This window comes from Cellulomonas sp. plas2 (genome assembly GCF_057221735.1).
The window spans coordinates 3441264-3466912 of the sequence record NZ_CM170155.1; the positions used below are offsets into that span (position 1 = coordinate 3441264).

Annotated in this window: 20 protein-coding genes; 13 read left to right on the forward strand and 7 right to left on the reverse strand. The window is 76.4% G+C overall.

Going from position 1 to position 25649, the window contains the following annotated elements; genetic code table 11:
- Positions 1-132: 132 nt before the first annotated feature.
- The 7 genes from AC2TDM_RS15300 to AC2TDM_RS15330 all read left to right on the forward strand — a co-directional run bounded on the left by AC2TDM_RS15300 (position 133) and on the right by AC2TDM_RS15330 (position 9673).
- Complete coding sequence (locus tag AC2TDM_RS15300; RefSeq protein WP_239078629.1) at positions 133-819, forward strand: MIP/aquaporin family protein; 687 nt, start codon at positions 133-135, stop codon at positions 817-819.
- Between the two features lie 77 nt (positions 820-896).
- Positions 897-2417 (forward strand): glycerol kinase GlpK, encoded by a 1521-nt coding sequence (glpK, locus tag AC2TDM_RS15305; protein ID WP_090031154.1) that lies wholly within the window; start codon positions 897-899, stop codon positions 2415-2417.
- 499 nt (positions 2418-2916) lie between these two features.
- On the forward strand, positions 2917-3414 hold the full coding sequence (locus tag AC2TDM_RS15310) for a hypothetical protein (RefSeq protein ID WP_484635188.1): 498 nt from the start codon (positions 2917-2919) through the stop codon (positions 3412-3414).
- Between the two features lie 1130 nt (positions 3415-4544).
- Positions 4545-6524 carry a DNA helicase RecQ gene (recQ, locus tag AC2TDM_RS15315; RefSeq protein ID WP_484636481.1) on the forward strand — a complete coding sequence of 660 codons (1980 nt, stop codon included), beginning with the start codon at positions 4545-4547 and terminating at the stop codon, positions 6522-6524.
- 3 nt (positions 6525-6527) lie between these two features.
- Positions 6528-6992, forward strand: a complete 465-nt coding sequence (locus AC2TDM_RS15320; RefSeq protein ID WP_484635189.1) for a tRNA (cytidine(34)-2'-O)-methyltransferase — start codon at positions 6528-6530, stop codon at positions 6990-6992.
- Positions 6993-8048 carry a hypothetical protein gene (locus AC2TDM_RS15325; RefSeq protein ID WP_484635190.1) on the forward strand — a complete coding sequence of 352 codons (1056 nt, stop codon included), beginning with the start codon at positions 6993-6995 and terminating at the stop codon, positions 8046-8048.
- Between the two features lie 65 nt (positions 8049-8113).
- On the forward strand, positions 8114-9673 hold the full coding sequence (locus tag AC2TDM_RS15330) for a UxaA family hydrolase (protein ID WP_484635191.1): 1560 nt from the start codon (positions 8114-8116) through the stop codon (positions 9671-9673).
- Between the two features lie 75 nt (positions 9674-9748).
- Here AC2TDM_RS15330 and uxaC read toward each other — a convergent pair whose 3' ends face one another.
- The gene (uxaC, locus tag AC2TDM_RS15335) at positions 9749-11218 is read right to left on the reverse strand and encodes a glucuronate isomerase (RefSeq protein WP_484635192.1); all 1470 of its coding nucleotides are present in this window, start codon (positions 11216-11218) and stop codon (positions 9749-9751) included.
- 122 nt (positions 11219-11340) lie between these two features.
- Here uxaC and AC2TDM_RS15340 point away from each other — a divergent pair, with 122 nt between their 5' ends.
- The gene (locus AC2TDM_RS15340; RefSeq protein WP_484635193.1) at positions 11341-13002 is read left to right on the forward strand and encodes a mannitol dehydrogenase family protein; all 1662 of its coding nucleotides are present in this window, start codon (positions 11341-11343) and stop codon (positions 13000-13002) included.
- A gap of 28 nt (positions 13003-13030) precedes the next feature.
- Here the strand turns inward: AC2TDM_RS15340 and AC2TDM_RS15345 are convergent, their stop codons facing one another.
- A complete protein-coding gene (locus tag AC2TDM_RS15345) occupies positions 13031-14254 on the reverse strand; it encodes an SGNH/GDSL hydrolase family protein (protein ID WP_484635194.1) in 1224 nt (407 codons plus the stop codon).
- Positions 14251-14610, reverse strand: a complete 360-nt coding sequence (locus AC2TDM_RS15350; protein ID WP_484635195.1) for an L-rhamnose mutarotase — start codon at positions 14608-14610, stop codon at positions 14251-14253. Before AC2TDM_RS15350 ends, AC2TDM_RS15345 begins: the two co-directional genes overlap by 4 nt.
- A 192-nt stretch (positions 14611-14802) precedes the next feature.
- Between AC2TDM_RS15350 and AC2TDM_RS15355 the strand changes: the two genes are divergently transcribed.
- On the forward strand, positions 14803-15942 hold the full coding sequence (locus AC2TDM_RS15355) for a Gfo/Idh/MocA family protein (protein WP_484635196.1): 1140 nt from the start codon (positions 14803-14805) through the stop codon (positions 15940-15942).
- Between the two features lie 41 nt (positions 15943-15983).
- On the opposite strand, the gene AC2TDM_RS15360 is transcribed toward AC2TDM_RS15355, so the two are convergent.
- Entirely contained in the window at positions 15984-16676 is a 693-nt protein-coding gene (locus AC2TDM_RS15360) for a TIGR03086 family metal-binding protein (RefSeq protein ID WP_484635197.1), read from the reverse strand.
- An 82-nt stretch (positions 16677-16758) separates the two neighbouring features.
- Here AC2TDM_RS15360 and AC2TDM_RS15365 point away from each other — a divergent pair, with 82 nt between their 5' ends.
- Positions 16759-17718, forward strand: coding sequence for a helix-turn-helix domain-containing protein (locus tag AC2TDM_RS15365; RefSeq protein ID WP_484635198.1), 960 nt, complete (start codon positions 16759-16761; stop codon positions 17716-17718).
- Between the two features lie 21 nt (positions 17719-17739).
- Positions 17740-19476, forward strand: coding sequence for a bifunctional 3'-5' exonuclease/DNA polymerase (locus AC2TDM_RS15370; protein ID WP_484635199.1), 1737 nt, complete (start codon positions 17740-17742; stop codon positions 19474-19476).
- 112 nt (positions 19477-19588) lie between these two features.
- On the opposite strand, the gene AC2TDM_RS15375 is transcribed toward AC2TDM_RS15370, so the two are convergent.
- Together AC2TDM_RS15375 and AC2TDM_RS15380 are read right to left on the reverse strand one after the other, a co-directional pair.
- Positions 19589-22945, reverse strand: a complete 3357-nt coding sequence (locus AC2TDM_RS15375; protein WP_484635200.1) for a PxKF domain-containing protein — start codon at positions 22943-22945, stop codon at positions 19589-19591.
- 112 nt (positions 22946-23057) lie between these two features.
- Positions 23058-23567 carry a DUF2000 domain-containing protein gene (locus AC2TDM_RS15380; protein WP_484635201.1) on the reverse strand — a complete coding sequence of 170 codons (510 nt, stop codon included), beginning with the start codon at positions 23565-23567 and terminating at the stop codon, positions 23058-23060.
- Between the two features lie 70 nt (positions 23568-23637).
- On the opposite strand from AC2TDM_RS15380, the gene AC2TDM_RS15385 reads away from it, so the two are divergent.
- On the forward strand, positions 23638-24147 hold the full coding sequence (locus AC2TDM_RS15385) for an Lrp/AsnC family transcriptional regulator (protein ID WP_090031175.1): 510 nt from the start codon (positions 23638-23640) through the stop codon (positions 24145-24147).
- Positions 24148-24162: 15 nt separating this feature from the next.
- Here the strand turns inward: AC2TDM_RS15385 and AC2TDM_RS15390 are convergent, their stop codons facing one another.
- Complete coding sequence (locus AC2TDM_RS15390) at positions 24163-24753, reverse strand: TetR/AcrR family transcriptional regulator (RefSeq protein ID WP_484635202.1); 591 nt, start codon at positions 24751-24753, stop codon at positions 24163-24165.
- A 21-nt stretch (positions 24754-24774) separates the two neighbouring features.
- Here AC2TDM_RS15390 and AC2TDM_RS15395 point away from each other — a divergent pair, with 21 nt between their 5' ends.
- Positions 24775-25620 carry an SDR family NAD(P)-dependent oxidoreductase gene (locus tag AC2TDM_RS15395; protein WP_484635203.1) on the forward strand — a complete coding sequence of 282 codons (846 nt, stop codon included), beginning with the start codon at positions 24775-24777 and terminating at the stop codon, positions 25618-25620.
- Positions 25621-25649 lie beyond the last annotated feature (29 nt).

Genomic DNA, 25649 nt, shown 5'->3' on the forward strand with positions numbered 1-25649 from the left:
GGTGCCGCCGCCTGCTGGACCGCACCGGGACCTGCCCCCGGTACGGAGTGACGACGACGTCAAGAGAAAGGGTCTTCCGTGGACTCCATCAGCATCGGAGAAGCGTTCGGCTCCGAATTCCTGGGCACCGCGATGCTCATCCTGCTCGGTGCCGGTGTGGTGGCCAACGTCATCCTGCCGAAGACCAAGGGCTTCGGCGGCGGCTGGCTCCTCATCAACTTCGGCTGGGGCCTCGCGGTCTTCGCCGGCGTGTACGTGTCCTTCAAGTCCGGCGCGCACCTCAACCCGGCCGTCACGCTCGGCCTGTGGTCGTCCGGCGCGGAGGAGTTCGCCCCGGGCGTGCCGGTCTCGGTCGTCAACGGCTTCCTCTACGTGGTCGCCCAGGTCGGCGGCGCCATGCTCGGCGCGGTCCTGGCCTACCTCGCGTACAAGAAGCACTTCGACGAGCAGGCCGACCCGGGCGTGAAGCTGGGCGTGTTCTCCACCGGCCCGGAGCTGCGCGCGTACTCCTGGAACTTCCTCACCGAGGTCATCGGCACCTTCGTCCTCGTGTTCGTCGTGCTGCTGTTCGGCAACACCCCTGCGGAGATCGGCCCGCTCGCCGTCGCGCTGCTCGTCGTCGGCATCGGCGCCAGCCTCGGCGGCCCGACGGGCTACGCCATCAACCCGGCCCGTGACTTCGGCCCGCGCCTCGTCCACGCGCTGCTGCCCATCCGCGGCAAGGGCTCGTCCGACTGGGCCTACTCCTGGGTGCCGGTCGCCGGTCCCGCGGTCGGCGGCATCCTCGCCGGCCTCGTCGCCCGCTGGTACCTGGGCTGACGCCCGCCACCGTCCCACCCCTCCCCGCTGCACGCCCGGGCACCGACGCCCGGACCGACGACGAAGGAAGACAGCACATGGCCGAGCAGTACGTCATCGCGATCGACCAGGGCACCACCAGCAGCCGCGCGATCCTCTTCGACCACGGCGGCAGCATCGTCTCCGTCGGCCAGAAGGAGCACGCGCAGATCTTCCCGCGCGCCGGCTGGGTCGAGCACGACCCCGAGGAGATCTGGAACAACGTCCGCGAGGTCGTCGCGCTGGCGCTCACCCGCGCCAACAAGACCCACCACGACATCGCGGCCGTCGGCATCACCAACCAGCGCGAGACGGCCGTCGTGTGGGACCGCACCACCGGCAAGCCCGTCTACAACGCCATCGTCTGGCAGGACACCCGGACCCAGAAGATCGCCGACGAGCTGGCCGCCCTCGGCGGCGGCAACGACCGGTACAAGGACCGCGTCGGCCTGCCGCTGGCCACCTACTTCTCCGGCCCGAAGATCCGCTGGATCCTCGACAACGTCGAGGGCGCCCGGGAGAAGGCCGAGAAGGGCCAGCTGGCGTTCGGCAACACCGACTCCTGGGTGCTGTGGAACATGACCGGCGGGGTCGAGGGCGGCATCCACGTCACCGACGTCACCAACGCCTCGCGCACGATGCTCATGAACGTCGACTCGCTCACCTGGAACGAGGAGATCGCGGCGGAGATGGGCGTCCCGCTGTCGATGCTGCCCGAGATCCGCTCGTCGTCCGAGGTCTACGGCCACGGCCGCCAGGGCGGTATGGTCCCGGGCGTGCCGATCGCCGGCATCCTCGGCGACCAGCAGGCCGCGACGTTCGGCCAGGCCTGCTTCGAGGTCGGCACCGCCAAGAACACGTACGGCACGGGCAACTTCATGCTGCTCAACACCGGCACGGAGCCGGTACCGTCGAAGAACGGCCTGCTGACCACGGTCGCCTACAAGATCGGCGACGCCCCGCAGGTGTACGCCCTCGAGGGCTCCATCGCCGTCACCGGGTCGCTCGTGCAGTGGCTGCGCGACAACCTCGGCTTCTTCATGGAGGCCCAGGACGTGGAGTACCTGGCCTCGAAGGTGGAGGACAACGGCGGCGCCTACATCGTCCCGGCGTTCTCGGGCCTGTTCGCCCCGTACTGGCGCTCGGACGCCCGCGGCGCGATCGTCGGCCTCACGCGCTACGTCAACCGCAACCACCTGGCCCGCGCGGCGCTGGAGGCCACCGCCTTCCAGACGCGCGAGGTCCTCGACGCCATGAACGCGGACTCCGGCGTCGCGCTGACGGAGCTCAAGGTCGACGGCGGCATGACGAAGAACGACCTGCTCATGCAGTTCCAGGCCGACATCCTCGACGTGCCCGTCGTCCGCCCGAAGGTCGCCGAGACGACCGCCCTCGGCGCCGCCTATGCCGCGGGCATCGCCGTCGGCTTCTGGAAGGGCGAGCAGGACGTCATCGACAACTGGGCCGAGGACAAGCGCTGGACCCCCGACCTGGAGTCCTCCGAGCGCGACCGCCAGTACCGCCTGTGGAAGAAGGCCGTCCAGAAGACCCTCGACTGGGTCGACGACGACGTCCAGTGACGTCGTGACCCGGTGACCGTGGTGCTCGGCCGCCCGTCGAGCACCACGGCCCGCCGATCGCAGGATCCGCCGACACCCGACGGCCCCGGCACCTCTGCCGGGGCCGTCGGCACGTCCCCAGACCCGCCGTCCGCCGCGACCGTCCACCGCCGGAGTCCGCGCGCGGTCCCGCCGCCCTCAGGACCGTTGTCCTGTGCCCGTGCTCCCGGACGTCCCACTGCCACCACTGGCCACCTCCTGCGCGCTGCTCCTACCCCACCTCCCACTAGATGCCGCGTTCTCCCGGTGGACCGCCCTCCGCCTCCGAGGGGCGGCCCTTCCCGAGCGGTGGAGCGACGACTGCGCCCTCCACGTCGCCGTCCCGCCCGGCACCCGCATCCCGCGCCGCCGGGGAGTCGCAGCACACACGTCCAGCGCACTCCTGGAACCCGACGCCGCCGCCACTCACCTCGGCCTGCCGGTCGTCACCGCCGCGCACGCCTGGGCCCAGCTCGCGCCCGTGCTCGGCGAGCGCGACCTCCTCGAGCTCGCCGACGCGCTCACCGCGCACCGCGTCGCCGTCACGACCCGTGACGAGCTCGGCGGCGCCGTGGCGTCCATGCCGACCGGCAGCCGCGGCCGCAGGACAGCGGCCGCGGTGGCGCGCAGCGTCCTGCCCGGGACGTGCTGCCCCCTCCAGGCGGCCACGCACCGCGCCCTGCACCTCGGCACGCTGCCGCGGCTCCGGGACCTCACGCACCGAGCGGCGTTCGGCCGACAGGCGGGCCCCCTCCTCGGCTACCCCGAGCACCGTCTCGTGCTGGACTGCGACGCCCCGCAGCACGCGCTGGAGGGCCGGTCGGCCCTGCACGTGCGCACCCGGCGCGAGCGGCTCGTCGAGGAGGACTGGGTCGTCCTGACGGTCCTCCCCGAGGACCTCCACCACCACGCCCTCCGCCTGCGCCACCGCGTCAGACGCGCCCTCGCCCTCGCCACGCGGGCGACGCCCGGCAGCTGACCCGCCGACCTCCTCGGCGCGACCACGCGGACCACCGACGAGCCGCGTGGCCCTCGGCGTCGGGGCACCACGGCGAGCCTCGTCGCGCCCACCCACCACGGCGAGCCTCGGCCACGCCGGCCCGCCCGCCGCGCCAGGGCGAGCCTCGTCGCGCCCGCGCATACGGCGAGCCTCGACGACGCCGGCCCGCCCGTCGCGCCAGGGCGAGCCCCGTCGCGCCCCGCGCACCACGGCGAGCCTCGGCGACGCCAGCCAGCCCGTCGCGCCACGCCAGGATCTGCCCCTCACCGCTGTCCTCGCGGCACTACGTCGAGGTACCAGCAGAACACCCCCGTCGTCGGCGTGTCGTGGCATGTCGACGGACCTCGACGACGAGAACGCCCGCAGGTGCGGCACCGACGCGGTCGGTGCGGGCCACCTGCTGCAGTGCATCCGGCGTCGTGGCGCCTGGCCCGCCTCGCTCGTGCGACCGACGAGGCAGGTGACCCCGCCGATCGCGCGAAGGTGCGGACCCACCCCCGGGGGCCCCAGCGGCTGCATCGCGCAGTCGTCCACCGTCGACACGTTCCCTCATCGGCCCCCGCGCCCGGTCGGGATGCCACGACACGCCGTCGACAGGGTGCCGACTGCGGTATCTCGACGTAGCAGCGCGAGAGATGTCGTGGTCGGCGACGGTCACCAGCCGCGGCTCTCCGGTGCGGCACTCCGGTTCGGCACTCCGGTGCGGCACTCCGGTGCGGCACTCCGGTGCGGCACTCCGGTGCGGCGCTGCTGTGGACGGCGGCGGGGGGCGAGGAGGGGGCTCGTAGGCTGGGCGGGTGACGGTGGAGCGGGGCGTGCAGGTGCCGGGCGACGAGGACTGGTACCCGCCGGTGACCGAACCCCCGGCATGGGACGACGAGCCCGACGCATGGGCTCCCTCACCCGTCCACGCCGGCCGGGCATCCGCTGGAGAGTTGTCGCGGTTGCGGACGACGTCCGAGCGGACTGGCTCCGAGCGGACGATGTCGGAGCGGACGACGTCCGAGCGGACGATGTCGGAGCGGACGACGTCCGAGCGGGCGTCGGCACGGCGGGGGGACCGCGAGGGCGGTGGCCGGCCGTCGACCCCGTCCCCCGCGGGCACGGAGATGCGGGCGGAGGAGGTGCGGGCGGCGGCGCGGTTCGCCGGGCGGGATCCCGTGGAGGTGCTGCGGGAGGTCTGGGGGTACGAGGGGTTCCGCGGCGACCAGGCCGCGGTGGTGCAGCACGTCGTCGACGGCGGGGACGCCCTGGTGCTCATGCCGACCGGCGCCGGGAAGTCGCTGTGCTACCAGGTGCCGGCCCTCGTGCGGCCCGGGACCGGCGTCGTGGTGTCGCCGCTCATCGCGCTCATGCAGGACCAGGTGGACGCGCTGTCGGCGCTGGGCGTACGTGCCGGGTTCCTCAACTCGAGCCAGGACGCCGGGGCCCGACGCGCGACGGAGGAGGCGTTCCTCGCCGGGGAGCTGGACCTGCTCTACCTGGCCCCCGAGCGGCTGGTCGTGCGGGAGACGGTCGCGCTGCTCGACCGCGGGACGGTGGCGCTCTTCGCCATCGACGAGGCGCACTGCGTGTCCCAGTGGGGGCACGACTTCCGACCGGAGTACCTGCAGCTCGCGCTGCTGGAGGAGCGGTGGCCCGATGTGCCGCGCATCGCCCTCACGGCCACGGCGACCGAGCACACCCTCGCCGAGATCGCCACGCGCCTGCAGCTCGAGGACGCGTTGCAGGTCGTCGCCAGCTTCGACCGACCCAACATCCGCTACCGGATCGAGCCCAAGGACAACCCGCGCGCGCAACTGCTCCGCCTGATCCGCACGGAGCACGACGGGGACTGCGGGATCGTCTACTGCCTGTCCCGGAACTCGGTGGAGCAGACGGCGGCGTTCCTCGTCGGGGAGGACATCCCCGCGCTGCCGTACCACGCGGGTCTCGACCGGCGGGTGCGGCAGGAGAACCAGGCCCGGTTCCTGCGCGAGGACGGCCTCGTCATGGTCGCGACCATCGCGTTCGGCATGGGCATCGACAAGCCGGACGTGCGGTTCGTCGCGCACCTCGACCTGCCCAAGTCCGTCGAGGGCTACTACCAGGAGACGGGCCGGGCGGGCCGGGACGGGTTGCCGTCGACGGCCTGGCTGGCCTACGGACTGGCCGACGTCGTGCAGCAGCGGCGGCTCATCGACACCTCGGACGGCGACGCCGCGCACCGGCGGCGGCTCACCGCGCACCTCGACGCGATGCTCGCGCTCTGCGAGACGGTGACGTGCCGGCGCCAGGGGCTCCTCGCGTACTTCGGGCAGCCGTCCGAGCCGTGCGGCAACTGCGACACCTGCCTCACCCCGCCGCAGACGTGGGACGGGACCGTCGCGGCGCAGAAGCTGCTGTCCACGGTCGTGCGGCTGGACCAGCGGGGGCAGCGCTACGGCGTCGGGCACGTCGTCGACGTGCTGCGGGGGAAGACGACCCCCCGCGTGACGCAGCTCGGGCACACCGCGCTGAGCACGTTCGGGATCGGCGCCGACACCAGCGAGGCGGAGTGGCGCGGGGTCGTCCGCCAGCTCCTGGCCCGTGAGCTGCTCGCGGTGGACACCGACGGCTACGGCACGCTGCGCCTCACGGAGGGCAGCGCCGGGGTGCTGCGGGGGGCGACGCCCGTCCCGCTGCGGCGGGAGGAACCGCGCCGGCCCTCGTCGCGCGGGGACCGGCGCGGCGGCGGGAGTGGCTCCGCCGGGAAGGCCGCGGCCGACCTCGACGGGGACGCGGCGGCGCGGTTCGAGGCGCTGCGCGCCTGGCGGGCGACGACCGCGCGGGAGCAGGGCGTGCCGGCCTACGTCGTCTTCCACGACGCGACCCTGCGCGACATCGCGGCGCGCCGGCCGGCGACGACGGGCGAGCTGGCCGGCGTGAGCGGCGTCGGCGCGGCGAAGCTCGAGCGGTACGGCGCGGGCGTCCTCGCGGCGCTGGGCGCAGGGCCGGGCACGGGCGACGGCACGGGCGACGGCAGGGGCGACGACGCGGGTGGCGACGCGGGTGCCACCGACCCCAGGTCCCGCGTGGCCGACGACGAGGGCCTGGCCCTGGGGGTCTGACCCGTGCTGCACGTCGTCTTCCACGAGCCGCGCATCCCCGGCAACACGGGCAACGCCATCCGCATGGCGGCCGGGACGGGGGCCACGCTGCACCTCGTCGAGCCGCTGGGGTTCGACCTGTCGGAGGCCCGCCTGCGACGGGCCGGCCTGGACTACCACGACCTGGCGCACGTCGTGGTGCACGGCGACCTGGACGCACTGCTCGCGACGCTGCCCGACGCGCGGGTGCTGGCGTTCACGACGCAGGCGACGCGGTGGCACACGGACGTGGACTGGCGCGACGGCGACGTCCTGCTCTTCGGGGCCGAGCCGACGGGGCTTCCCGCCGAGGTCGTGGCGCACCCGCGTGTGACGGACCGCGTCCGCATCCCGATGCTGCCGGGGCGGCGCTCGATGAACCTGTCGAACGCGGCCGCGGTGGCGACCTACGAGGCGTGGCGCGTGCTCGGCCACCCGGGCGGGGTCTAGGTGCCGGGGCGCGAGGCCCGGACGGGCTTCGACCCGCGCGTGCACGGGTTCCGGTTCCCCAACGCCTTCGTCAACGTCGTGCTGCCGCTGCCCGGCGGCCGGCGGGTGGCCACGGCGGGCCGGTGCGGCGGCATGGCGGCGCTGGCGCTGGACCACCACCACGCCGGCGTCCCCGCACCCCGGCTCGACGCCGGCCTCTGGGCGCCGCGTCGCGTCCCGCCCGACGGGCACTGGCTCGCCGACGCCCTGCTGCGCCGGCAGCTGCGCACCTTCGCGCAGCCGCGCGTGCTGCGGTTCCTCACCTGGTCGCTGCGGCCCGACGAGGACCGTCCGCCCGTCATCGGCGTCGGGACGCTGACCCGCCGGGACGGGCTGCCGGCGGTCCTGGCGGAGCTCGACGCCGGGCGGCCGGTGCTCGTCGGGCTCGTCGTGGCGCGCCGGCTGCCCGCCGCCGGGGACAACCACCAGGTCGTCGCCCACGCGTACCGGACCGACGGCGTGACCACCGAGCTGGACGTCTACGACCCCAACCACCCCGGACGTACGACGCGGCTCACCGCCCGCGCGGGCGGGACCGGGTGGAGCTCGAGCACGGGCCGGACCTGGCGCGGCCTGTTCGCGCTGCGGTACGCGCCGCGGCCGCTGCCGCTGGTGCTCACGCGGCAGCCCGCCGAACCCGGTCGGACCGTCCGCCCCGGGGACCGCGTCGTCCTCGCCTCGCTGCGCACGGGCCGGACGCTCGCCACCGACGGCGGGCCCGACAGCCGGCCCGCCGGCCTGCCGGACGGCCCGCCCAGCGGCCGGCCCGACGGCCGCGCCGAGGACGCCCACGCCGCGCGCTGGCTCGTCGGGCAGGACCGGTACGGCCGCCCGCTGCTGACACCCGTCACCGCCACGGGCTGCTCCCCCTGGTCGCCCGCGGTGGTCCTGCCCGCGGGGACGTCCCGCTGGCGCGCCGGCACCCCCGTGCGCCTGGCGGGCACGGACGACGAGCGCTGGTCCGTCGTCGAGGCGCTGCCGCCCGACCGGTGGGACACCCCTGTCGTGACGCGCTGAGAAAGCGTTATCTTGGCGAGGCGCACCGCTGGGGCGCGCACGGACCGGAGCGAGGACCTGCCCGCATGACCACGACCGCCACCCCGCTCGCGCTCGCCGACGTCGCGCTCCGCCTGCGCCCCGGCGACCACGTCGCCGTCGCCACCCGCGAGCTGCGCCGGGGCACGCAGGTGGCGCTGCCGGCCGCGGACGGCGGCCTCGTCGTCACCCTGCCGCTCACCGTCCCGCGCGGGCACAAGCTCGCGGTCCGGGCAGCCGGCGCCGGAGAGCCGGTCCTCAAGTACGGCCAGTCGATCGGCCGCGCCACCCGGGACATCGCCCCCGGCGACCACGTGCACAGCCACAACCTCGGCATGGACGACGCGGACCGGGCCTACGAGTTCGGCACGGCCCGCGTCGCGCTGCCCCCGGCGGCCGTCGAGCGGACCTTCCGGGGCTACCGTCGCGCCGACGGCCGCTGGGGCACGCGCAACTACATCGGCATCGTCACGAGCGTGAACTGCTCGGCCTCCACCGCCCGGCTCATCGCGGACCAGTTCCGCGGGCGCGTGCTCGACGCCTACCCGCACGTCGACGGCGTCGTCGCCCTCACGCACGACACCGGCTGCGGCCTGGTCCCCACGAGCGAGGGTGCGCAGGTCACGCGCCGCACGCTGCGCGGGTACGCGTCCCACCCCAACATGGCGGGCCTGCTCGTCGTGGGACTGGGGTGCGAGATGCTGCCCGTCGACGGCCTGCTCGACGGGCTCGCGCTCGCCCCGGGCACGCCGGTCCGGCGGCTGGTCATCCAGGACACCGGCGGCATCCGCGCCACGGTGCGCGCGGGCGTGGCCGCCATCGAGGAGATGCTCCCCGCGATCGACGCCCTGCGCCGCGAGGAGGCACCGGCCTCGGCGCTGGTGCTCGGCCTCAACTGCGGCGGCTCCGACGGGTACTCCGGCATCACCGCCAACCCGGCGCTGGGCCGGGCGAGCGACCTGCTCGTCGCACAGGGCGGCACGTCGGTCCTCGCCGAGACGCCGGAGGTCTTCGGCGCCGAGCACCTGCTGCTGCGGCGGGCCGTCAGCCGGGAGGTCGGCCAGCGGCTGCTCGACCGGCTGGACTGGTGGAAGGGCTACACCGCGGCCGGCGGCGGCACCATGGACAACAATCCCTCCCCCGGCAACAAGGCCGGCGGCCTCACGACCATCCTCGAGAAGTCGCTCGGCGCGGTGGCCAAGGCGGGCACGGCCGAGCTCGTCGCCGTCAAGGAGTACGCCGAACCCGTCACGGAGCGCGGGCTCGTCTTCATGGACACGCCCGGCTACGACCCGGTGTCCGTCACGGGCATCGTGGCCGGCGGCGCGACGGTCGTCGTCTTCACCACCGGCCGGGGCTCCGTGCTCGGGTGCAAGCCGTCGCCGTCCATCAAGGTCGCGACCAACACCGAGACCTACGAGCGCATGCGCGAGGACATGGACCTCGACGCGGGGCGCATCGTCACGGGCACCGCCACCGTCGAGGAGATCGGCGAGGAGCTCTTCGAGCGCGTCCTCGCCGTGGCCTCCGGTGAGCAGACGGTGTCCGAGGAGCTGGACCTCGGGTCCGACGAGTTCGTGCCCTGGCAGCTGGGCGCCGTCACCTGACGGTGCCCCGCCGGCGTGCCCAGCCCGCCTGCCCGGCCGGCGTGCTCGGTCGGCACGCCCGGCCGGGCCGGGCGATCAGCCCAGCAACGGCGGGTAGGCCGCCTGCGGCAGGCGGTACGCGAGGTCGACCGCCGTCTCGACCGCCTCGTCGAGGTCCAGCCGGTGCTCGGCGACGAGCCGCGCGAGGTACCCGGCGTCGACGCGCCGGGCCATGTCGTGCCGCGCGGGGATCGACAGGAATGCCCGCGTGTCGTCGACGAACCCGGTCGTGTTGAAGAAGCCGGCGGTGTCGGTGACCGCCTCCCGGAACCGCCGCATGCCGTCGAGCGTGTCGAGGAACCACCACGGCGCACCCAGCCGCACCGCCGGGTAGACGCCGGCCAGCGGCGCCAGCTCGCGGCTGAACGCGTCCTCGTCGACGGTGAACAGCACGAGCCGCAGCCGCGGGTGGTGCCCGTACCGCTCGAGCAGCGGCCGCAGCGCGCGCGTGTACTCCGTGACGACGGGGATGTCGTAGCCGACGTCGGGTCCGCGCTGCACGTGCACCCGCGGGTCGTGGTTGCGCAGCACACCCGGGTGCAGCTGCATGACGAGGCCGTCCTCCGTGGACATCCGCGCCATCTCGAGCAGCAGGTGCCCGGACAGGGCCTGCGCGGCGGCCGGCTCGACCTCGCCGCGCAGCGCCGCGACGACGACGCGGTCCGCCTCGGCCGGGTCGAGCGGCGTGGTGTCCGCGGACAGGTGCCCGTGGTCGGTGGCGCGCGCGCCGGCGGCGACGAAGGCGCGGCGGCGCTCCTCCAGCGCGGCCAGGAGGGTGGGCAGCCCCGTGACCTCGATCCCGGCACGCTCCCCGAGCCGCGCGACGTCGGTCCGCCAGGTCGGCCGGTCGACGTGCAGCACGGCGTCCGGCCGGAACGTGGGCACCACCCGCGACCACCCGCGGGCGGCCAGCGCCGCGTGGCTGCCGAGGTCGGCGTCGGCGGCGTCCGTCGTCGCCAGGATCTCGATGCCGAGCCTGTCCAGCAGCGCCAGGGGGCGGAAGCCGGGCTCGGCCAGCCGCGTCGCGACCTGGTCGTACGTCGCGTCCGCGCTGGCCGCCGACGGACGGTCCTGCACGCCGAGCACCTCGACGAGCACGTGCTCGAGCCAGAACCGGGTCGGCGTCCCGCGGAAGAGGTGCCAGTGCGAGGCGAACGTCCGCCAGATCTCCCGCGGGTCGGTCTCGACCGCACCCCCGTCGCGCCGCGGCACGCCCAGCGCGTCGTGCGGCACCCCCTGGGAGACGAGCATCCGGACGAGGTAGTGGTCGGGCACGACGAGCAGCGAGGCCGGGTCCCCGAACGCCTCGTCGCGCTCGAGCAGGCCGACGTCGACGTGCCCGTGCATGGAGACGATCGGGAGGTGCTGGATCGCCTCGAGCACCTGACGGGCCAGCGACCGCAGCACGGGGTCGGCGGGCAGGCCCCGGTCGGGGTGCAGCGTCCAGCCGGTGCCGGTACCGGCACCGGTGCGGGCGCCCGGACCCGACGTCGTCGTGGCGGTCATGGCCGTCCCTCCGGCCCTTGTGGGCCCGGTGCTCGTCGTGGTGAAATCGCTTTCTAGCCTAGCCCGCCCGACGAGACGGCGGTCAAGCCCGGCCGCACGGCCCGACGAGCAGGAGCCCCCGCGTGAGCACCACCACCGAGCCGGCTGCGCCGCCGACCGACGGCACGACCCGCTCGACGACCGGCTCCACCGCCGGCTCGACGGCCGACGCGTCGACCGATCCGTCGCTCGCCACGCCCCCCCGGCTCTCCCTGCAGACGTGGGCGGACCGCGCCGCGGCCGGGCTGCCGGCGGGCGTCAGGGGCCCGGCGGTCGACCCGCGCGGCCTGCGGACGGGCGTCGTGCACCTCGGCCTCGGTGCCTTCACCCGCGCCCACCAGGCCGTCTGCACGGAGGACGCGGCCGCCGCGACGGGCGACGACCGCTGGGGCGTCCACGGCGTCACGCAGCGCAGCGCCCGCGTCGCCGAGCAGCTCGCCCCGCAGGACGGCCTCTACGGCGTCCTCACGCTCGGCCAGGACGGGGCGGGCGCCGAGACGGCGTCGCTGCGCCTCGTCGGGTCGCTGCGCGAGGTGTCGTTCCCCGGCCGCGACACCGCACGCGTGCTCGCGGCGCTGGCGGCCCCGACGACGCACGTCGTCACGCTCACCGTCACGGAGAAGGGCTACCGCCGCCGCCCCGACGGGACCCCCGACGTCACCGACCCCGACCTGGCGGCGGACCTCGCCGCGCTGGTCGACGAGCTCGACGCACCCGCGTCCCGCCCCCTCGACGACGCACCCGCGGCGCGCTCGCCGCTGGGGATGCTCCTGCGCGGGCTGGCCCGGCGCCGGCGGGCGGACGCCGGTCCGCTCACCGTGGTGTCCTGCGACAACCTCAGCGACAACGGCCACGTGCTGGGCGGACTCGTGCACGCCGCGCTGACGTCGCCGCCGGTCGCCGGCCGCGCCGGGGCGGACGCCCTCGCCGCCTGGGTCGCGGCGCACGTGCGCTTCCCCTCGACGATGGTCGACCGCATCGTGCCCGCCACGACGCCGGCCCACCGCGACCGCGCGGCGGCCCTGCTCGGTCTGCGCGACGAGGGCCTCGTCGTCGCCGAGCCCTTCCTGCAGTGGGTCGTCGAGGACGACTTCGCCGGCCCGCGGCCGGCCTGGGAGCGGGCCGGTGCGACGCTGACGCACGACGTCGCCCCCTACGAGCGCGCGAAGCTGCGCGTCCTCAACGCGTCGCACTCCGCGCTCGCCTACGCCGGCGCGCTGCGCGGCCACGCGACGATCGCGGAGGCCGTCGCGGACCCGGACCTGCACGCGCTGGTCCGCGCGCTCGTCGACGAGGACGTGCTGCCGACGCTCGTCGCACCGGACGGCATGGACCTGCCCGCCTACCGCGACGAGGTCCTGGCCCGCTTCGCCAACCCCGCGACCGGGCACACCACGGTGCAGGTCGGCATGGACGGGTCGCAGAAGCTGCCGCAGCGGCTGCTCGGCACGGTGGCGGACAGGCTCGCGGCCGGCGCGGTCCCGGCCGCGAGCGCGGCGGTGCTCGCGGCGTGGGTGCGCTGGGTCCGCGCGACGAGCGCGGGCACGGCCGTCGTCGCCGGCCGGGTCGTCCCGCTCGACGACCCGCTGGCCCCCGTCCTGGCCGAGGCGCTGACCGGACCCGAGGAGGGGCTGGCCGACCGGGTGCTGGGCCTGCGGCAGGTGGTGCCGCCGGCGCTCGCGGGCGACGACCGCCTGCGCGACGCCCTGCGCGCGGCGCTGGCGGCGCTGCCGGACCGCCGCTGAGCGACCGCGCAGCAGAGCCGTCCCGTGCTCAGGGGGACGGGACGGCCCCGCCCAGCGCGGCCCGCAGCAGCGGTGTCGCTCGCTCGCCGATGAGCACGTGCGCCGGGCCGTCGGGGTGCAGCCGGTTGCGCATCGGCAGGCGCTCGGCGTCCTCCGGGCCGTACAGGTCGCGCCCGTCGACGTAGGTGAGCGCCGCGTCGCCGGCCGCCCGCCGCGCGGCGACCACGTCCGCGAGCACGTCGCGGATGGCCGACAGCGTCAGCCGCCCGTCGACGGCGTCCGCGGGGGTGCACCGGGTGGCGAACACGGGCGCGTCGGGCGGCGACGCCGGGTCGATGAAGGTCGGGCCGGGGGTGTCCTCGACGAGCGGGCACAGCAGCGGCGACATGACGACCAGCGGCGTCGTCGGGTGCCCCTCGCGCACGGTGTCGAGGAACCCGTGCACCGCCGGGACGAACGCCCGCAGCCGGAAGCAGTCCTTGTTCACCAGGTTGATGCCGACCTTGACGCTCAGCAGGTCGGCGGGCGCGTCCCGCATCGCCCGGGCGGTGAAGGGGTCGAGCACCGCGTTGCCCGAGAAGCCGAGGCTGACCAGGTCCAGCCCCGCGCGGCGCGCCGCGACGGCCGGCCACGTCGTCGCCGGGCTCGCCGCGGCCGCCCCGTGGCTGATCGACGAGCCGTGGTGCACCCACCGCGGCGCGGCCGGCGCCACGGGCGCCGGCGGCTCCACCGGCGCGTCGGCCCGCAACGCGTGCAGCACGACGGTCTCCCCCGTCGGCAGCCACACCTCGACGTCGGCCGGCTCGTCGCCCCGCCCGTCGGTCGGCCCCACGCCCGTCCGCAGCGCGAGCGTCACGGTCGTGCGCGGTCCCGGCCGGGCGGTCGTCGCCCCCGTGAGCGGGTCCAGCGCCACCGTCCCGGACGGGCCGGCCGCGCCGCACCCCTCCGGCTGCGCGACGAGCGCCCCGCCGACGAGCACGTCCCACGGCCCGGGCGCCGCCGGCGGCAGGGGGTGCGTCACGGTCCGCAGCACGGACACGTCGAGGGTGACGCGGTCGGCGGCGGTGCGGAAGCGCAGCCGCACCCCCGACGGCTGCTCGTCGCACAGCGCGACGAACCCGTCCGGGAACTGCGCGCGTGCCGCGGCGGGCAGCCGGTGCGGCAGCACGCCGCTGCCCGGCACGTCCTCCAGCCAGGCGGCGCCCCGGACCTCGACGCGGGGATCGGGGAACGGGACGACGGACGCGCTCACCGCGGCTGCGGCGTCGTCGGCAGCCCGGCCGCCCGGAGCTGGTCCTCGAGGTGGAAGACCTCCTCGAGGACCTGGAACCCCTCGTCCGGGTTGCCGGGGTCGACGAAGAACGCGCTCATCTCCGCCTGCCAGCGCGGGTTGACGGCCGTGCGCGTCATGGCCTCCTGGGCCGCCGCGTAGTCGTCCGTCTCGAGGTGCCCGACGAGCAGCCCGTCGGACGACAGGTGCAGGGAGTAGTCCCGCCACCCCGTGTCCCGCAGCGCCTCGAGCATCTCCGGCCACACCGCCGCGTGCCGGGCCCGGTACTCCTCGAGCCGGTCCGGCCGGACCCGGGAGATGAAGCAGACGCGCGCCATCGGTGCTCCTCGTCGCTGGGGCGACCCGCCCTCGGGCCGCCGGTCCCGGCGCACGCTAGGAACGCCGTCCCACCCCGTCAAGCCGCCGCGCCACCCCGGCAGCCCTGGAGAGGCAAGCGCTTACCGATAGGCTTGCGATCGCACCCCGTCCCGCCCGGACCGACCGGCCGGGACCTCCGCGAAGGAGCGGCCGTGACCCAGGAGCCCCCCACCCGCCCGCTGCGCGTCGCGCTCGTCGGCACCGGTGCCATCGCGCACGCGCACGCGGCCGCCGTCGCGGCCGACCCGGGGGCGGAGGTCGTCGCCGTCGCCGACCCGGCCGCGGAGGTGCGCGCGACCTTCGCCGAGCGGTTCGGCGCCCCGCGGACCTACCCCGACCTGGCTGCGCTGCTCGCCGGCGAGGCCGGCGTCGACGTCGTGCACCTGTGCACCCCGCCCGGCCTGCACCGCGACCAGGCCGTGCAGGCGCTGAGCGCGGGCGCGCACGTCGTCTGCGAGAAGCCCCCCGTCCTGTCCCTCACCGAGCTCGACGACGTGCTCGCCGCCGCGCGGGCGGCGGACCGGCAGTACGCCGTCGTCTTCCAGCAGCGCACCGGCACCGCCGTCGGGCACGTGCAGCGGCTGCTGGCGTCCGGCGAGCTCGGCCGTCCGCTCGTCGGGATCTGCCACACGCTCTGGTACCGCAAGCAGGAGGACTACTACGCCGTGCCGTGGCGCGGGCGGTGGGCCACCGAGGGCGGTGGCCCCCTGCTGGGGCTCGGGATCCACCAGCTCGACCTGCTGGCCTTCCTGCTCGGCGACTGGGCGGAGGTCGACGCGCGCGCGTTCCGGCTCGACCGCGACGTGGAGACGGAGGACACCTCGGTGGCGACCGTCCGGTTCGCGAACGGTGCCGTGGTCTCCGTCGTGACGACCGCCCTCGCCCCGCGGCAGACGAGCTACGTGCGCGTCGACACCACGACGGCGACGGTCGAGGTCGAGCACCTGTACGGGCACGACGCCTCCTCCTGGCGGCTCACCCCCGCACCGGGGCGGACCGGTGGCGAGCACCCCGAGGCGCCCGCGTCCTGGGCGCTGCCCGCCGACGACGAGCCGAGCGGCCACGTCCCGCTCCTGCGCGCGGTGTACGACGCGCTGCGCAGCGGCGGGCCGCTGCCGCCCGTCGCGGCCGAGCCGTACCGGTCGCTGGAGCTGGTGACGGCGATCTACGCCTCCGCCGCGCTGGGCCGGCCGGTGACGCCCGCGGACCTGGCGCCCGGGTCCCCGCTGCGCGACGGGTTCGCGCACGACGGCGTCGAGGACCTGCGCGCGCTGTCCACGCACCGGTCCTGACGCCGAGCCGGCGTCGGCATCAGGACGCCGGCGCCCAGACATCAGGACGCCGGCGCCCAGCCCGGGTCACGACCGGCGAAGCCGAGCAGGCGGTCCAGCGGGGATGCCCCGTCGGGCACCGGCACCTCCGGGCCGAAGAACCCGTCGGGCCCCCCGCGGTACTCCGGCGCGATCATCCCGCCGAAGAAGGCGTGCGCGGTGCTCGCGGCGTCCGCGGGCGGTGACCACGGGCGCCCCAGGGCCGTCGCGAGGTCCCACCCGTGCACCACGTACTCCCCGAGCACCATGCCGGTGGCGCCGGGACCGGCCATCCGGGACTGCGACACGACGACCTCGCCGGCCAGGACCCCGCCGGCCAGGGCGTCGTCGAGCCGGGCCGCGGCCGTCCGCGCCACCTCCACCGGCTCCCGCCCGTCGGCTGCGGCGCGGAAGGCCGCCGGGTCGGGGCGCGGCCCGCGCCGCGCCGGGTCGGCGAAGGCCACCCCGAAGAAGTCGAGCCACCCGAGCACGTGGTCCTGCAGGGCGGCGACGTCGTAGTCGCGGCACGGCGTCGGCCGGGCCAGGTCCTCGGGCCGCACGGCGGCGACGACGTCGGCCAGGGCGGCGAGCACCGGCGTCAGCAGCGCGCGGGCGGTGGTCGGGTCGTGCAGCGCCGGGGGCGCCTCGGCGGGGAACAGCGGCGGCAGGTCGTCGTCGACGGCGGGAGGGGCGGCAGGGGGCGTGTCGGTCGTCATGCCCGCGACGCTAGGCCCGCCCGCCGACACGGCGATTGAAGGAACGCGACAGGCGCGCGCGGGCCCGCCCTACGGTGGCCCCGTGCCGGCCGACCCGCCCCTGCCGCCCGTGCCGTCCCGCGACGACACGCGCGGCATCGTCGACCCGCCTTCCATGCGCGCCGTGGCGACCCTCGAGCGCTACCCGCCGGGTCCGGTCCTGGAGGGGCTCGTCGACTGGTTCTGGGCCGTCCGCTGGGAGCTGCCGCCCGGCGGGGTGCACGTGCAGCGCGTCCTCACGCACCCCGCCTCGCACCTCAGCGTCGGGACCGTCGACCGGGCCGGACGCGTCCTCGACCCGGCCGGCGCCCGCGTGTACGGGGTGCGCAGCCGGCTCGACGAGCGGCGGCTCGTCGGGACGGGCTGGACCGTCGCCGCGAAGACCTCCGGCGGACTGGCGGCCCTCACCGGCCGGCCCGCGCACACCCTCCGCGACGCGGAGGTGCCGCTCGACGAGGTGCTGGGGCCGGTCCTGGGGCCGATCCTGGGGCCGGCCCCCGGGCCGGACCTGCACGAGGCCGTCGCAGCCGTGGCCGGACCCGACGCACCCGACGGCTCGGCGGTCGGTCGCCTCGTCGCGGACGCCGGCGACGAGGCCGCCCGCGTGGACGCCCTGCGGACCCTGCTCGAGCGGGTCGTCGCGGCCCGCCCCGCGGCGGTCCTGGCGCAGGCCCGGGCCGTCACCGCCGTCGCCGCCCTGGCCGAGCGCGACCGGGAGGTGCTGCGGGTCGAGACGCTCGCGGCCGCGGCCGGCACGGGCGTGCGGACCCTGCAGCGCCTCTTCGCCGAGCACCTGGGCGTCAGCCCGGCCTGGGTGGTGCGGCGCTGGCGGATCGTCGAGGCGGCGGACCGGGCCGGCCGGGGAGAGGTCGTGGCGTGGGCGGACCTGGCCGCCGAGCTCGGCTACGCGGACCAGGCGCACCTCGTGCGCGACTTCCGGGCGCACCTCGGCACGACGCCCGCGGCCTACGCCCGCTCGGTGGCGGCCCCGGCGACGACCTGACGCCGGCGGACCTCCGCGAGGATGGGCCACGTGCCCTACGTCGTCCTCGCCCCCGCGCCCGGCGGCCCGGGAGGCGGCTGGGACCTCGTCGACGTGGACGACGAGGGGACCACCGGCGCGAGGGCTCGCGTCGCGGCGTCGGGCCTGGCCGCCGCCGTGGCGGCGCGGGAGGCGCGAGAGGATCGCGACCGTCCCCGCTGGGTGTGGGACCGCACGGCGCTGCGCTACCCGCCCCTGCTCGCCGCCGGCGTCCGCGTCGAGCGCTGCCACGACCTGGCCCTCGCGGACGCCGTGCTGCGCGCCAGCACCCGGTGCACGCCCCCGCCGCACGACGGGGCGATCCTGCCCGCGGCCACGCCGCCGGCGACGACGGCGCCGGCCGACGCCGCCCCCACGCTGTTCGACGCGGTCGCCACGGAGGACCCCGGCCCCGGCGTCGCCCCCGCCCCGGGCGACGGGCCCGGCGCCGACGCGCTCGTCGCCGTCCTGCGCCACCAGCTCGCGGCGCTCGCCACCGACGCGGAGCCCGGCCGGCTGCGCCTGCTCCTAGCGGCGGAGTCGTCCGGCGCCCTCGTCGCCGCCGAGATGGAGCACGACGGCCTGCCGTGGGACGTGGCCGAGCACGACCGGCTCCTCACCGGGCTGCTGGGGCCCCGACCACCGGCCGGCCGGCGCCCGGCAGGGCTGGAGGCCCTGGCCGACGAGGTGCGCGAGGCACTGTCCCAGCCCGCGCTGAACCCCGACTCGCAGCCGGAGCTCCTCGCGGCCCTGCGGCGGGCGGGCTGCCCGGTGGCCTCGACGAGCCGGTGGGAGGTCCGGCGGCTCGAGCACCCCGTCCGCGAGCCGCTGCTGGCGTACAAGAAGCTGTCCCGCCTGCTCGGGGCCAACGGCTGGGCGTGGATGGACCGCTGGGTCCGCGAGGGGCGGTTCCGCGCCGGGTACGTCGTCGCGGGCGTGGTCAGCGGCCGGTGGGCCACGAGCGGCGGCGGCGCCCTGCAGCTGCCGAAGGAGGTCCGCGGGGCCGTGCGCGCCGACCCGGGCTGGCGTCTCGTCGTCGCCGACGCCGCGCAGCTCGAGCCGCGCGTGCTCGCCGCGATGAGCGGCGACCGGGCGATGGCGGCCGCGGGGCGCCACCGCGACCTGTACCAGGGCGTCGTCGACGCCGGCACCGTCGCCACCCGCGACGAGGCCAAGTACGCGATGCTCGGCGCGATCTACGGGGCGACCTCGGGGGCCGGCGGCGCACTCATGCCGCGGCTGACCCGCGCCTACCCGCAGGCGGTCGCGCTCGTCGAGGACGCCGCCCGCGCGGGTGAGCGCGGCGAGGTCGTCACCACCTGGCTCGGCCGGTCCTCCCCGCCCCCGGGGCCCCGGTGGCGCGACGAGGTGGCCGCCGCGACCGACGAGGGCTCGTCGGCCGACGAGGTGCGCGCGGCGCGCCGCCGGGCGCGCGACCAGGGCCGCTTCACGCGCAACTTCGTGGTCCAGGGCACCGCCGCGGAGTGGGCGCTGTGCTGGCTGGCGTCCCTGCGCCGCCGCCTGCGCGCGCTGCCGGTCGACGGGCCCGGGCGCGCACCGCACCTGGTCTTCTTCCTGCACGACGAGGTGCTGGTGCACACGCCGGCACCGCTCGCGGACGCCGTGGCCGACGCGGTGCGGGCCGCCGCCGACGAGGCCGGGCGGCTGCTCTTCGGCGCCGTCGGCGTCGAGTTCGCCCTCGACGTCGCGGTGGTGGGCTCCTACGACGAGGCCCCGTGACGCGCCACGACGCCCCTCCTCGACCAGGTGCCGGGGAGGGGCGTCGCGGCCGGTCGCAGGACCGGTGCGGGGGTCGGCGCAGTCGGTCGGCGCGGGCGATCGGCGCAGGCGGTCAGCGCAGGCGGAACAGCGCGCCCAGCGTCGAGCCGTCCTGCGTCGTCACCGTGAGCCGGTAGGTGCCCGGGGTGCTCGGCGTCCGCCACGTGTGGACGAAGTGCCCGGCCGCCGCGTCGTACCGCAGGCCCGTGGCCCCGGTACCGACCGCCTCGACCTCGTCCGTCGGCGTCCCGCCCGGCACGGCGGCCCGGGCCACCGTCACCGAGGCGACGACCGCCGGGTCCATGAGCTCGAGGTCGCCCTGGAGGACCTCGAACCTCACCGGCACCGTGCTGCCGGCACGGGCGGTGTTCACCACGCCGCCCATGTCGACGGGGGCCGCGAACCCGACGAGCGTCCACGGCCGGACCTCGAACGACCGCGAGACCGGGGCGGCGGCCAGCCACCCGTGGTCGCCGGCCTGCGTCGCGGTGACGGTGCACGTCCCGGCCCGCGTCGGGGTGACGGTGGTCCCCTCGACCGTGCACGCGCCCTCCGCCGTCAGCGTCACCGGCAGGCCGGACGACGACGAGGCCACCGCCTCGACCGACGCCGTCTCGCCGAAGAGCACGTCGCCCAGCGGCTCGAGCGACACCGTCTGCGCCTGCGGCACCTGCTCGACGGTCAGCCAGCTCACCTGGATGTCGGGCGAGCGGGTGGGGGCGACCGTCACGGTGATCGTGCCGTCCGCGCCCACGACGACGCCCGGGTAGGCGTCCGCGACGGGCGTGGCGGTGAAGAGCTGCTGCTCGTCGACGACCTTGCCGTTGATGCTCACGCGGGCGGCGCGGTTGGCCTGCGGCCACGGGTCGTACCAGCCGGCGCGCACGGTGTAGGTGCCGGCGTCCAGGCCCGTGAACGTGTAGACGAGCGGCTGCTTGTCCCTCGCCCACCGCAGCGTCGTGTCGATCGTGCCCAGGGCGGTGCCCTCGGTGCCGCTCGCGCCGGTGAAGCCCCAGCGGGCGCCGGTCACGGGGTCGGTGCCGAGCGGCTGCTCCGGCGCGCTGTTGAGCAGCGGCCGGTCCGCCTGCGCGACGCCGACGAGCGCCGTCCAGTCCGCCGTCGCCGTCCCGCCCGCGTTCACCGCGTACCGCAGCCCCACCGGCACGACGAGCACCGACCGGGAGAAGGTCCGGCCGTCGGGCAGCGTGCCCCGCGCGGTGCGGACGCCGGGGGCGCCGATGCTCGCGGCGTCCCAGCGGACGGCCTGCGTCGTCGTCGCCCCGCCGCTGGTCACCCGCACCTGCGCCGGCAGCCCGGCCGTGTCGCCGAGCGCCACGTGGTCCGGCATCGTCACGGCGACGTCCCACGGCTCGTACGTCGGCAGGTCGCCGAGGTCCCACTCCGCGGGGTTCGTCAGCGACAGGTCGCCGGCCTCGCCCGACAGGGTCACCGGCAGCCACACGTAGGGCGCGTTCGACAGGTCGTCGGGCGTCCAGCGGTCGCCCATGTAGACGAACCTCCCGCGGGCGGGGTCGATCGGGATGATCGACGTGCTCTGCGAGCGGAACGTGTTCTCCGCGCCGGCCCCGGTGATGGGGTTCCCGCGGTCGGTCCACGTGCCGAGGATGCTCGTCGCCGTCGCGTACCGCGCCGGGTTGGGGTCCCAGCCCGTCGCACCGGACGTCACGAGGTAGTACGTGCCGTCCTGCTTCATCATCGCCGGCGCCTCGCGCTGGCTGCACGGCAGCGTGCGGACGAAGTCGACGCCCTGGACCGCGGTCTCCGCGGAGGCCGACAGGTACGTGTAGTCGCTGTTCAGCCGCGAGATGTACATCGTCCGGTTCTCCTCGGACGAGTAGATGATGTAGCCCGTGCCGTCGGTGTCGACGAAGAGGTTCATGTCGCGGGCCATGCCGCCGGCCGGGTCGAAGGCCGAGCCGGTACCGCACCACGGGACGGAGCCGCTGGGCACGCGGTTGAGCCGGTAGGAGTCGATCCACCGGAACGGGCCCGTGGGCGAGTCGGCGATCGCCACGCCCGCCTCGGCGCGCGCGTAGGTGGACGTCTGGTCCTTCGTCGCCGGGCCGTCGGAGTGGACCCACATGACCCACTTCTTGCTGACCTCGTTGTAGATGACCTTCGGCCGCTCGAGGATCGAGGGCGCGGCCCAGCCGTCGGTGCGCACGCGGTTCGTCGACAGGTCACGCCAGACGACCTCGCGCTGCGCGTCGCTGTAGCCGCCGTAGAGCGCCGAGAAGTAGGGGTCGGACGCGAACTGGTCCTGCGAGCTCATCGCGCGCAGCGCCAGGCCCTCGTCGGTCCAGTTGTAGAGGTCGCGCGAGGAGTAGACGTGCACGCCGGGGCTGTCGTAGTAGCCCTTGCTGCGGTCCTCGCCGTACCAGTACCAGATGCGCTCGCCGGCGGCGTCGGTCGCGGGGACCACCTGGCCCCCGTGGGCGTTGATGACGCGGCCCTGGTCGTCGAGCCAGGGCTGGCCGGGGCGGAAGGAGTCGTAGGTGACCACGGGTCGCAGGGCGGCGGTCGCACGCACGACGGCGTCGGAGGCGGCGGCCAGGGCGACGGCGTCGGTCGACCCGGCGTCGAGCAGCCGCTGCGCGGCGGCCAGCGCGGCGTCGAGGTCCGCCACGGAGTCGTCCGCGTACCCCGCGCGCTCGGTGGCGGTGAGCGTCGCGTCGGCCACGCGGGCGGCCAGCAGCTCCGGCGTCCACGTCGGCTTCGCCTTCACCACGACCCAGCTCACCAGCGGGTCGGCGTCGCGGCCGGTGCGGTTCGCGGGGCTGCCGACGGCCACGTCGAGCGTGCCGTCGCTGACGTCCACGGCGTACGTCTTGGCCAGCGGCGTGGTGCCGGTGGCGAACTGCTCGCGCACCGCGCCCTCGGTCACGGCGGTGACCGTGCGGCTGCCCCAGGCGCTGGGCACGGCGAACCCGAAGGTCACGTCGTAGGACCCGGCGGGCACGTCGAAGGCGTAGGCCACCCGCCGCGACGGCAGCGAGGAGCCGGCGGGCTCGTCGTCGTAGAGCAGCGTGGCGGTCTTCTCGAGGCCGGCCGCGGTGCGCGGCACGGGGTTGGACGTCGCGTCGACGACGTAGCCCCAGCGGGTCCGGGTGCCCGGATCCTCGCCGAGCCGCTGGTCGGTCCGCGACTGGTACAGGCCCAGGTGGTCCCCGGCGGCCACGCCCCCGGTGTCTGTCGCGCCGGCGTTGGCGAAGTAGAGCGTGAAGTCGGCGGCGACGAGCGCCTCCGGCGTCAGCGCGGGGAAGGTGCTCGCGGCCACGGCGGGCGGCGCGGCGGCGGTGGTGAGGGCCAGGGCGGCCCCGAGCCCGGCGGCGACGAGGCCGGCGCGGCCCCGTCCTCGTCGTCCGGGCTGCGCCCCGGCGGGCGCGGCGTGCGGGGGTAGGACGTGCATGTGCGGTGGTGCTCCCTGTCGTCGTCGACGGTCCGGGGCTCACACAAGCACCGCCGGCGAGCGGTTCCCACCGATCCGAACAGAGTCGAACACCCGACCCCCGCCGCCCGGCTCAGGGCAGCAGCGGCAGCCGCCCGACGATCCTGTCGACGCGGTTGCGCGGCCCCACGACGCCGACCGCGAGAAGACCCAGATCCTCGCCCGTCGCGCCGGCCACCGCCGCGAGGTACTCGTCGTAGACGCGGGTCGTCTGCGCCGCCTCGGGCATGTCCGCGACGAAGACGTCCGCCGCGGCCGCGGCCTTCGCGCGCAGGGCGACGAGCGCCGCCGCCGGGGCCACCAGCACCGTGCACCCCGCCCATGGCAGCCCCGGGTGCATCGACCCGTCGGCGTCGCGGGCGTCCGGCCCCAGCAGCCCGGTCACGGCCCGGGAGGTGGCCGCCGCGACGCAGACGGCCGCGTTGACGGCGCGCCCGGGCGGCAGCTCCTCGGCGACCACGACGACCCACTTCAGGCGCGCGGACCGGGTCGGCTCCGCCGTCCGGATCTCGTCCGGGGCGAAGCCGACCGGGGTCCCGGTGATCGCCTGCTGATCTTCTGCGGTGACGTTCGTGCGTTCCATGGTCCGGACGCTAGCGATGTCCTCGCCCCGCTCGCCGTCGGGGCGAACGAACGACGCCTAGAGTGCCCGGATGGCCCACCTCGACGAGATTGATGCGGCGATCCTGCGGGAGCTGCAGGCGGATGCTCGCCGGACCAACCGGGACGTCGCCGCCGCGGTCGGCATCGCACCCACCACCGCGCTCGAGCGCACGCGGTCGCTGCGGGACCGCGGCGTGATCCGCGGCGCCACGCTCGACGTCGACCTCGCGAGCATCGGCCGCCCCGTGCAGGCCCTCGTGGCCGTGCGCATCCGGCCGCCCTCCCGCGCGCGGATCGAGGGCTTCCGGACCTGGGTCGCCGCCCTGCCCGAGGTCGTCGGCGTCTTCGTCACCAGCGGCACCGAGGACTTCCTCGTCCACGTCGCGGTCCCGGACAACCAGCACCTCTACGCGTTCGTCATCGACCGCCTCACCGAGCGCCCGGAGATCGCCGACGTGCGCACGTCCGTCGTCTACGAGCACCTCCGCACGGCGGCGGTCGCACCGGCGCCGGATCCCGAGCGGGCGCCGCGCGGGCCGCAGGCGCGCCGGCGGCGCTAGGACGGGAGCCCGGCCTCAGACCGGCCGGCGCTCCGCCCGGCGGGGCGGCCGGAGCCCGTCGAGGAGGACCTGCACGTGCCGCTCGACCCTCCCGTCGTCGTCCGCGACCGGCGCCAGCCCGGCCGCCAGGCCGAGCACGAGCAGCCGGATGTCGTCGGCGTCCACGTCCGGCCGGACGGCTCCCGCCGCACGGGCCCGGCGCAGCAGCAGCCCGACGGCCTCGTCCAGCTCGGCGGCCGGCCCCGGGTCGCGGGCGGCGCCGGGACCGCCCCCGGTCAGGGCGGCCCGGACGGCGTCGTCGTGCAGCACCCCCCGCACGACCACGCCCACCACGCGAGCGAACCCCGCTGCCGGGTCGGGGTCGGCGCCACCCGCCCGGACGTCGGCCACCAGACGCCGGGTGCCCTCCTCCCCGAGCGCCGCCAGGAGCGCGTGCTGCGTCGGGAAGTGGCGGTAGGCGGTGCCGGTGCCGACGCCGGCCAGCCGGGCCAGGTCCTTCAGCGCCGGCAGCGGCGACCCGTCGCACACCTGCCGGCGGGCGACCTCGAGCAGGTGCGCCCGGTTGCGGGCGGCGTCGGACCGACGCGTGGCGCCGCCCGGCGCCACGCCCTCGCCGGCCGCGCCCTGGTGACCGGTGCGTCCAGCGGGCTCGGGGAGCTGCTCGCCGGCGCCCTCGCCGCCGCCGGTGCCCGCGTCGTCATGGCCGTCCGGTCCCCGGAGGAGGGGGCGGCCGTGCGCGACCGTCTGGCCCGCAGGGCCCCGCGCGACGCCCTCGAGCTGGCCCCGCTGGACGTCGCCGACCTCGACAGCGTCCGCCGTCTCGCCGCCGCGCTCGCCGGCCGCCGCATCGACGTCCTCGTCAACAACGCCGGGGTAGGGAACATCGACCGCAGCACGACGCCCCAGGGGTACGAGACCCAGCTGGCCACGAACCACCTCGGCCCGGCGCTGCTGGCGCGGCTGCTGCACGACGGGCTCGCCGCCTCGCCGGACCCCCGGGTCGTCACCACGGGGTCGAACATGTACCGGCACGTGCCGGTCCGGCTGGGCCCGGAGGACCTGGACGGGCGTCGGCGCTACTCGCGCGGTGGCACCTACGCCCGGACGAAGACCCTGCACATGGTGTGGGCGGTCGAGCACGGGCGGCGGCTCGAGGCCGTCGGCTCTCCGGTGCGGTCGGTCGTCGCGCATCCCGGGATGGTGCGGACGCCGATGAACACCCGTCTCGAGCGCCGCCGTGACCGGGCCCTCGGGGCGGTGCTCGCCCGGCTGTGGCAGGCGCGCGAGCCCGAGGAGGGCGTCGTGCCGCTGCTGTGGGCCGCCACGTCGCCGGACGTCGACCCCTCACGCTTCGCCGGCCCGGGCACCACCGCGGACGGCACCGCCGTGCGCTCCGACCCGTTCCGGGCACCCGTCACGGACCGCTCGCTGGCATCGTGGGTGTGGGACCGCACGGAGCAGCTGGTCGCCTGACCGGTGCGGGGGCACGCCCGCTGGCCGAC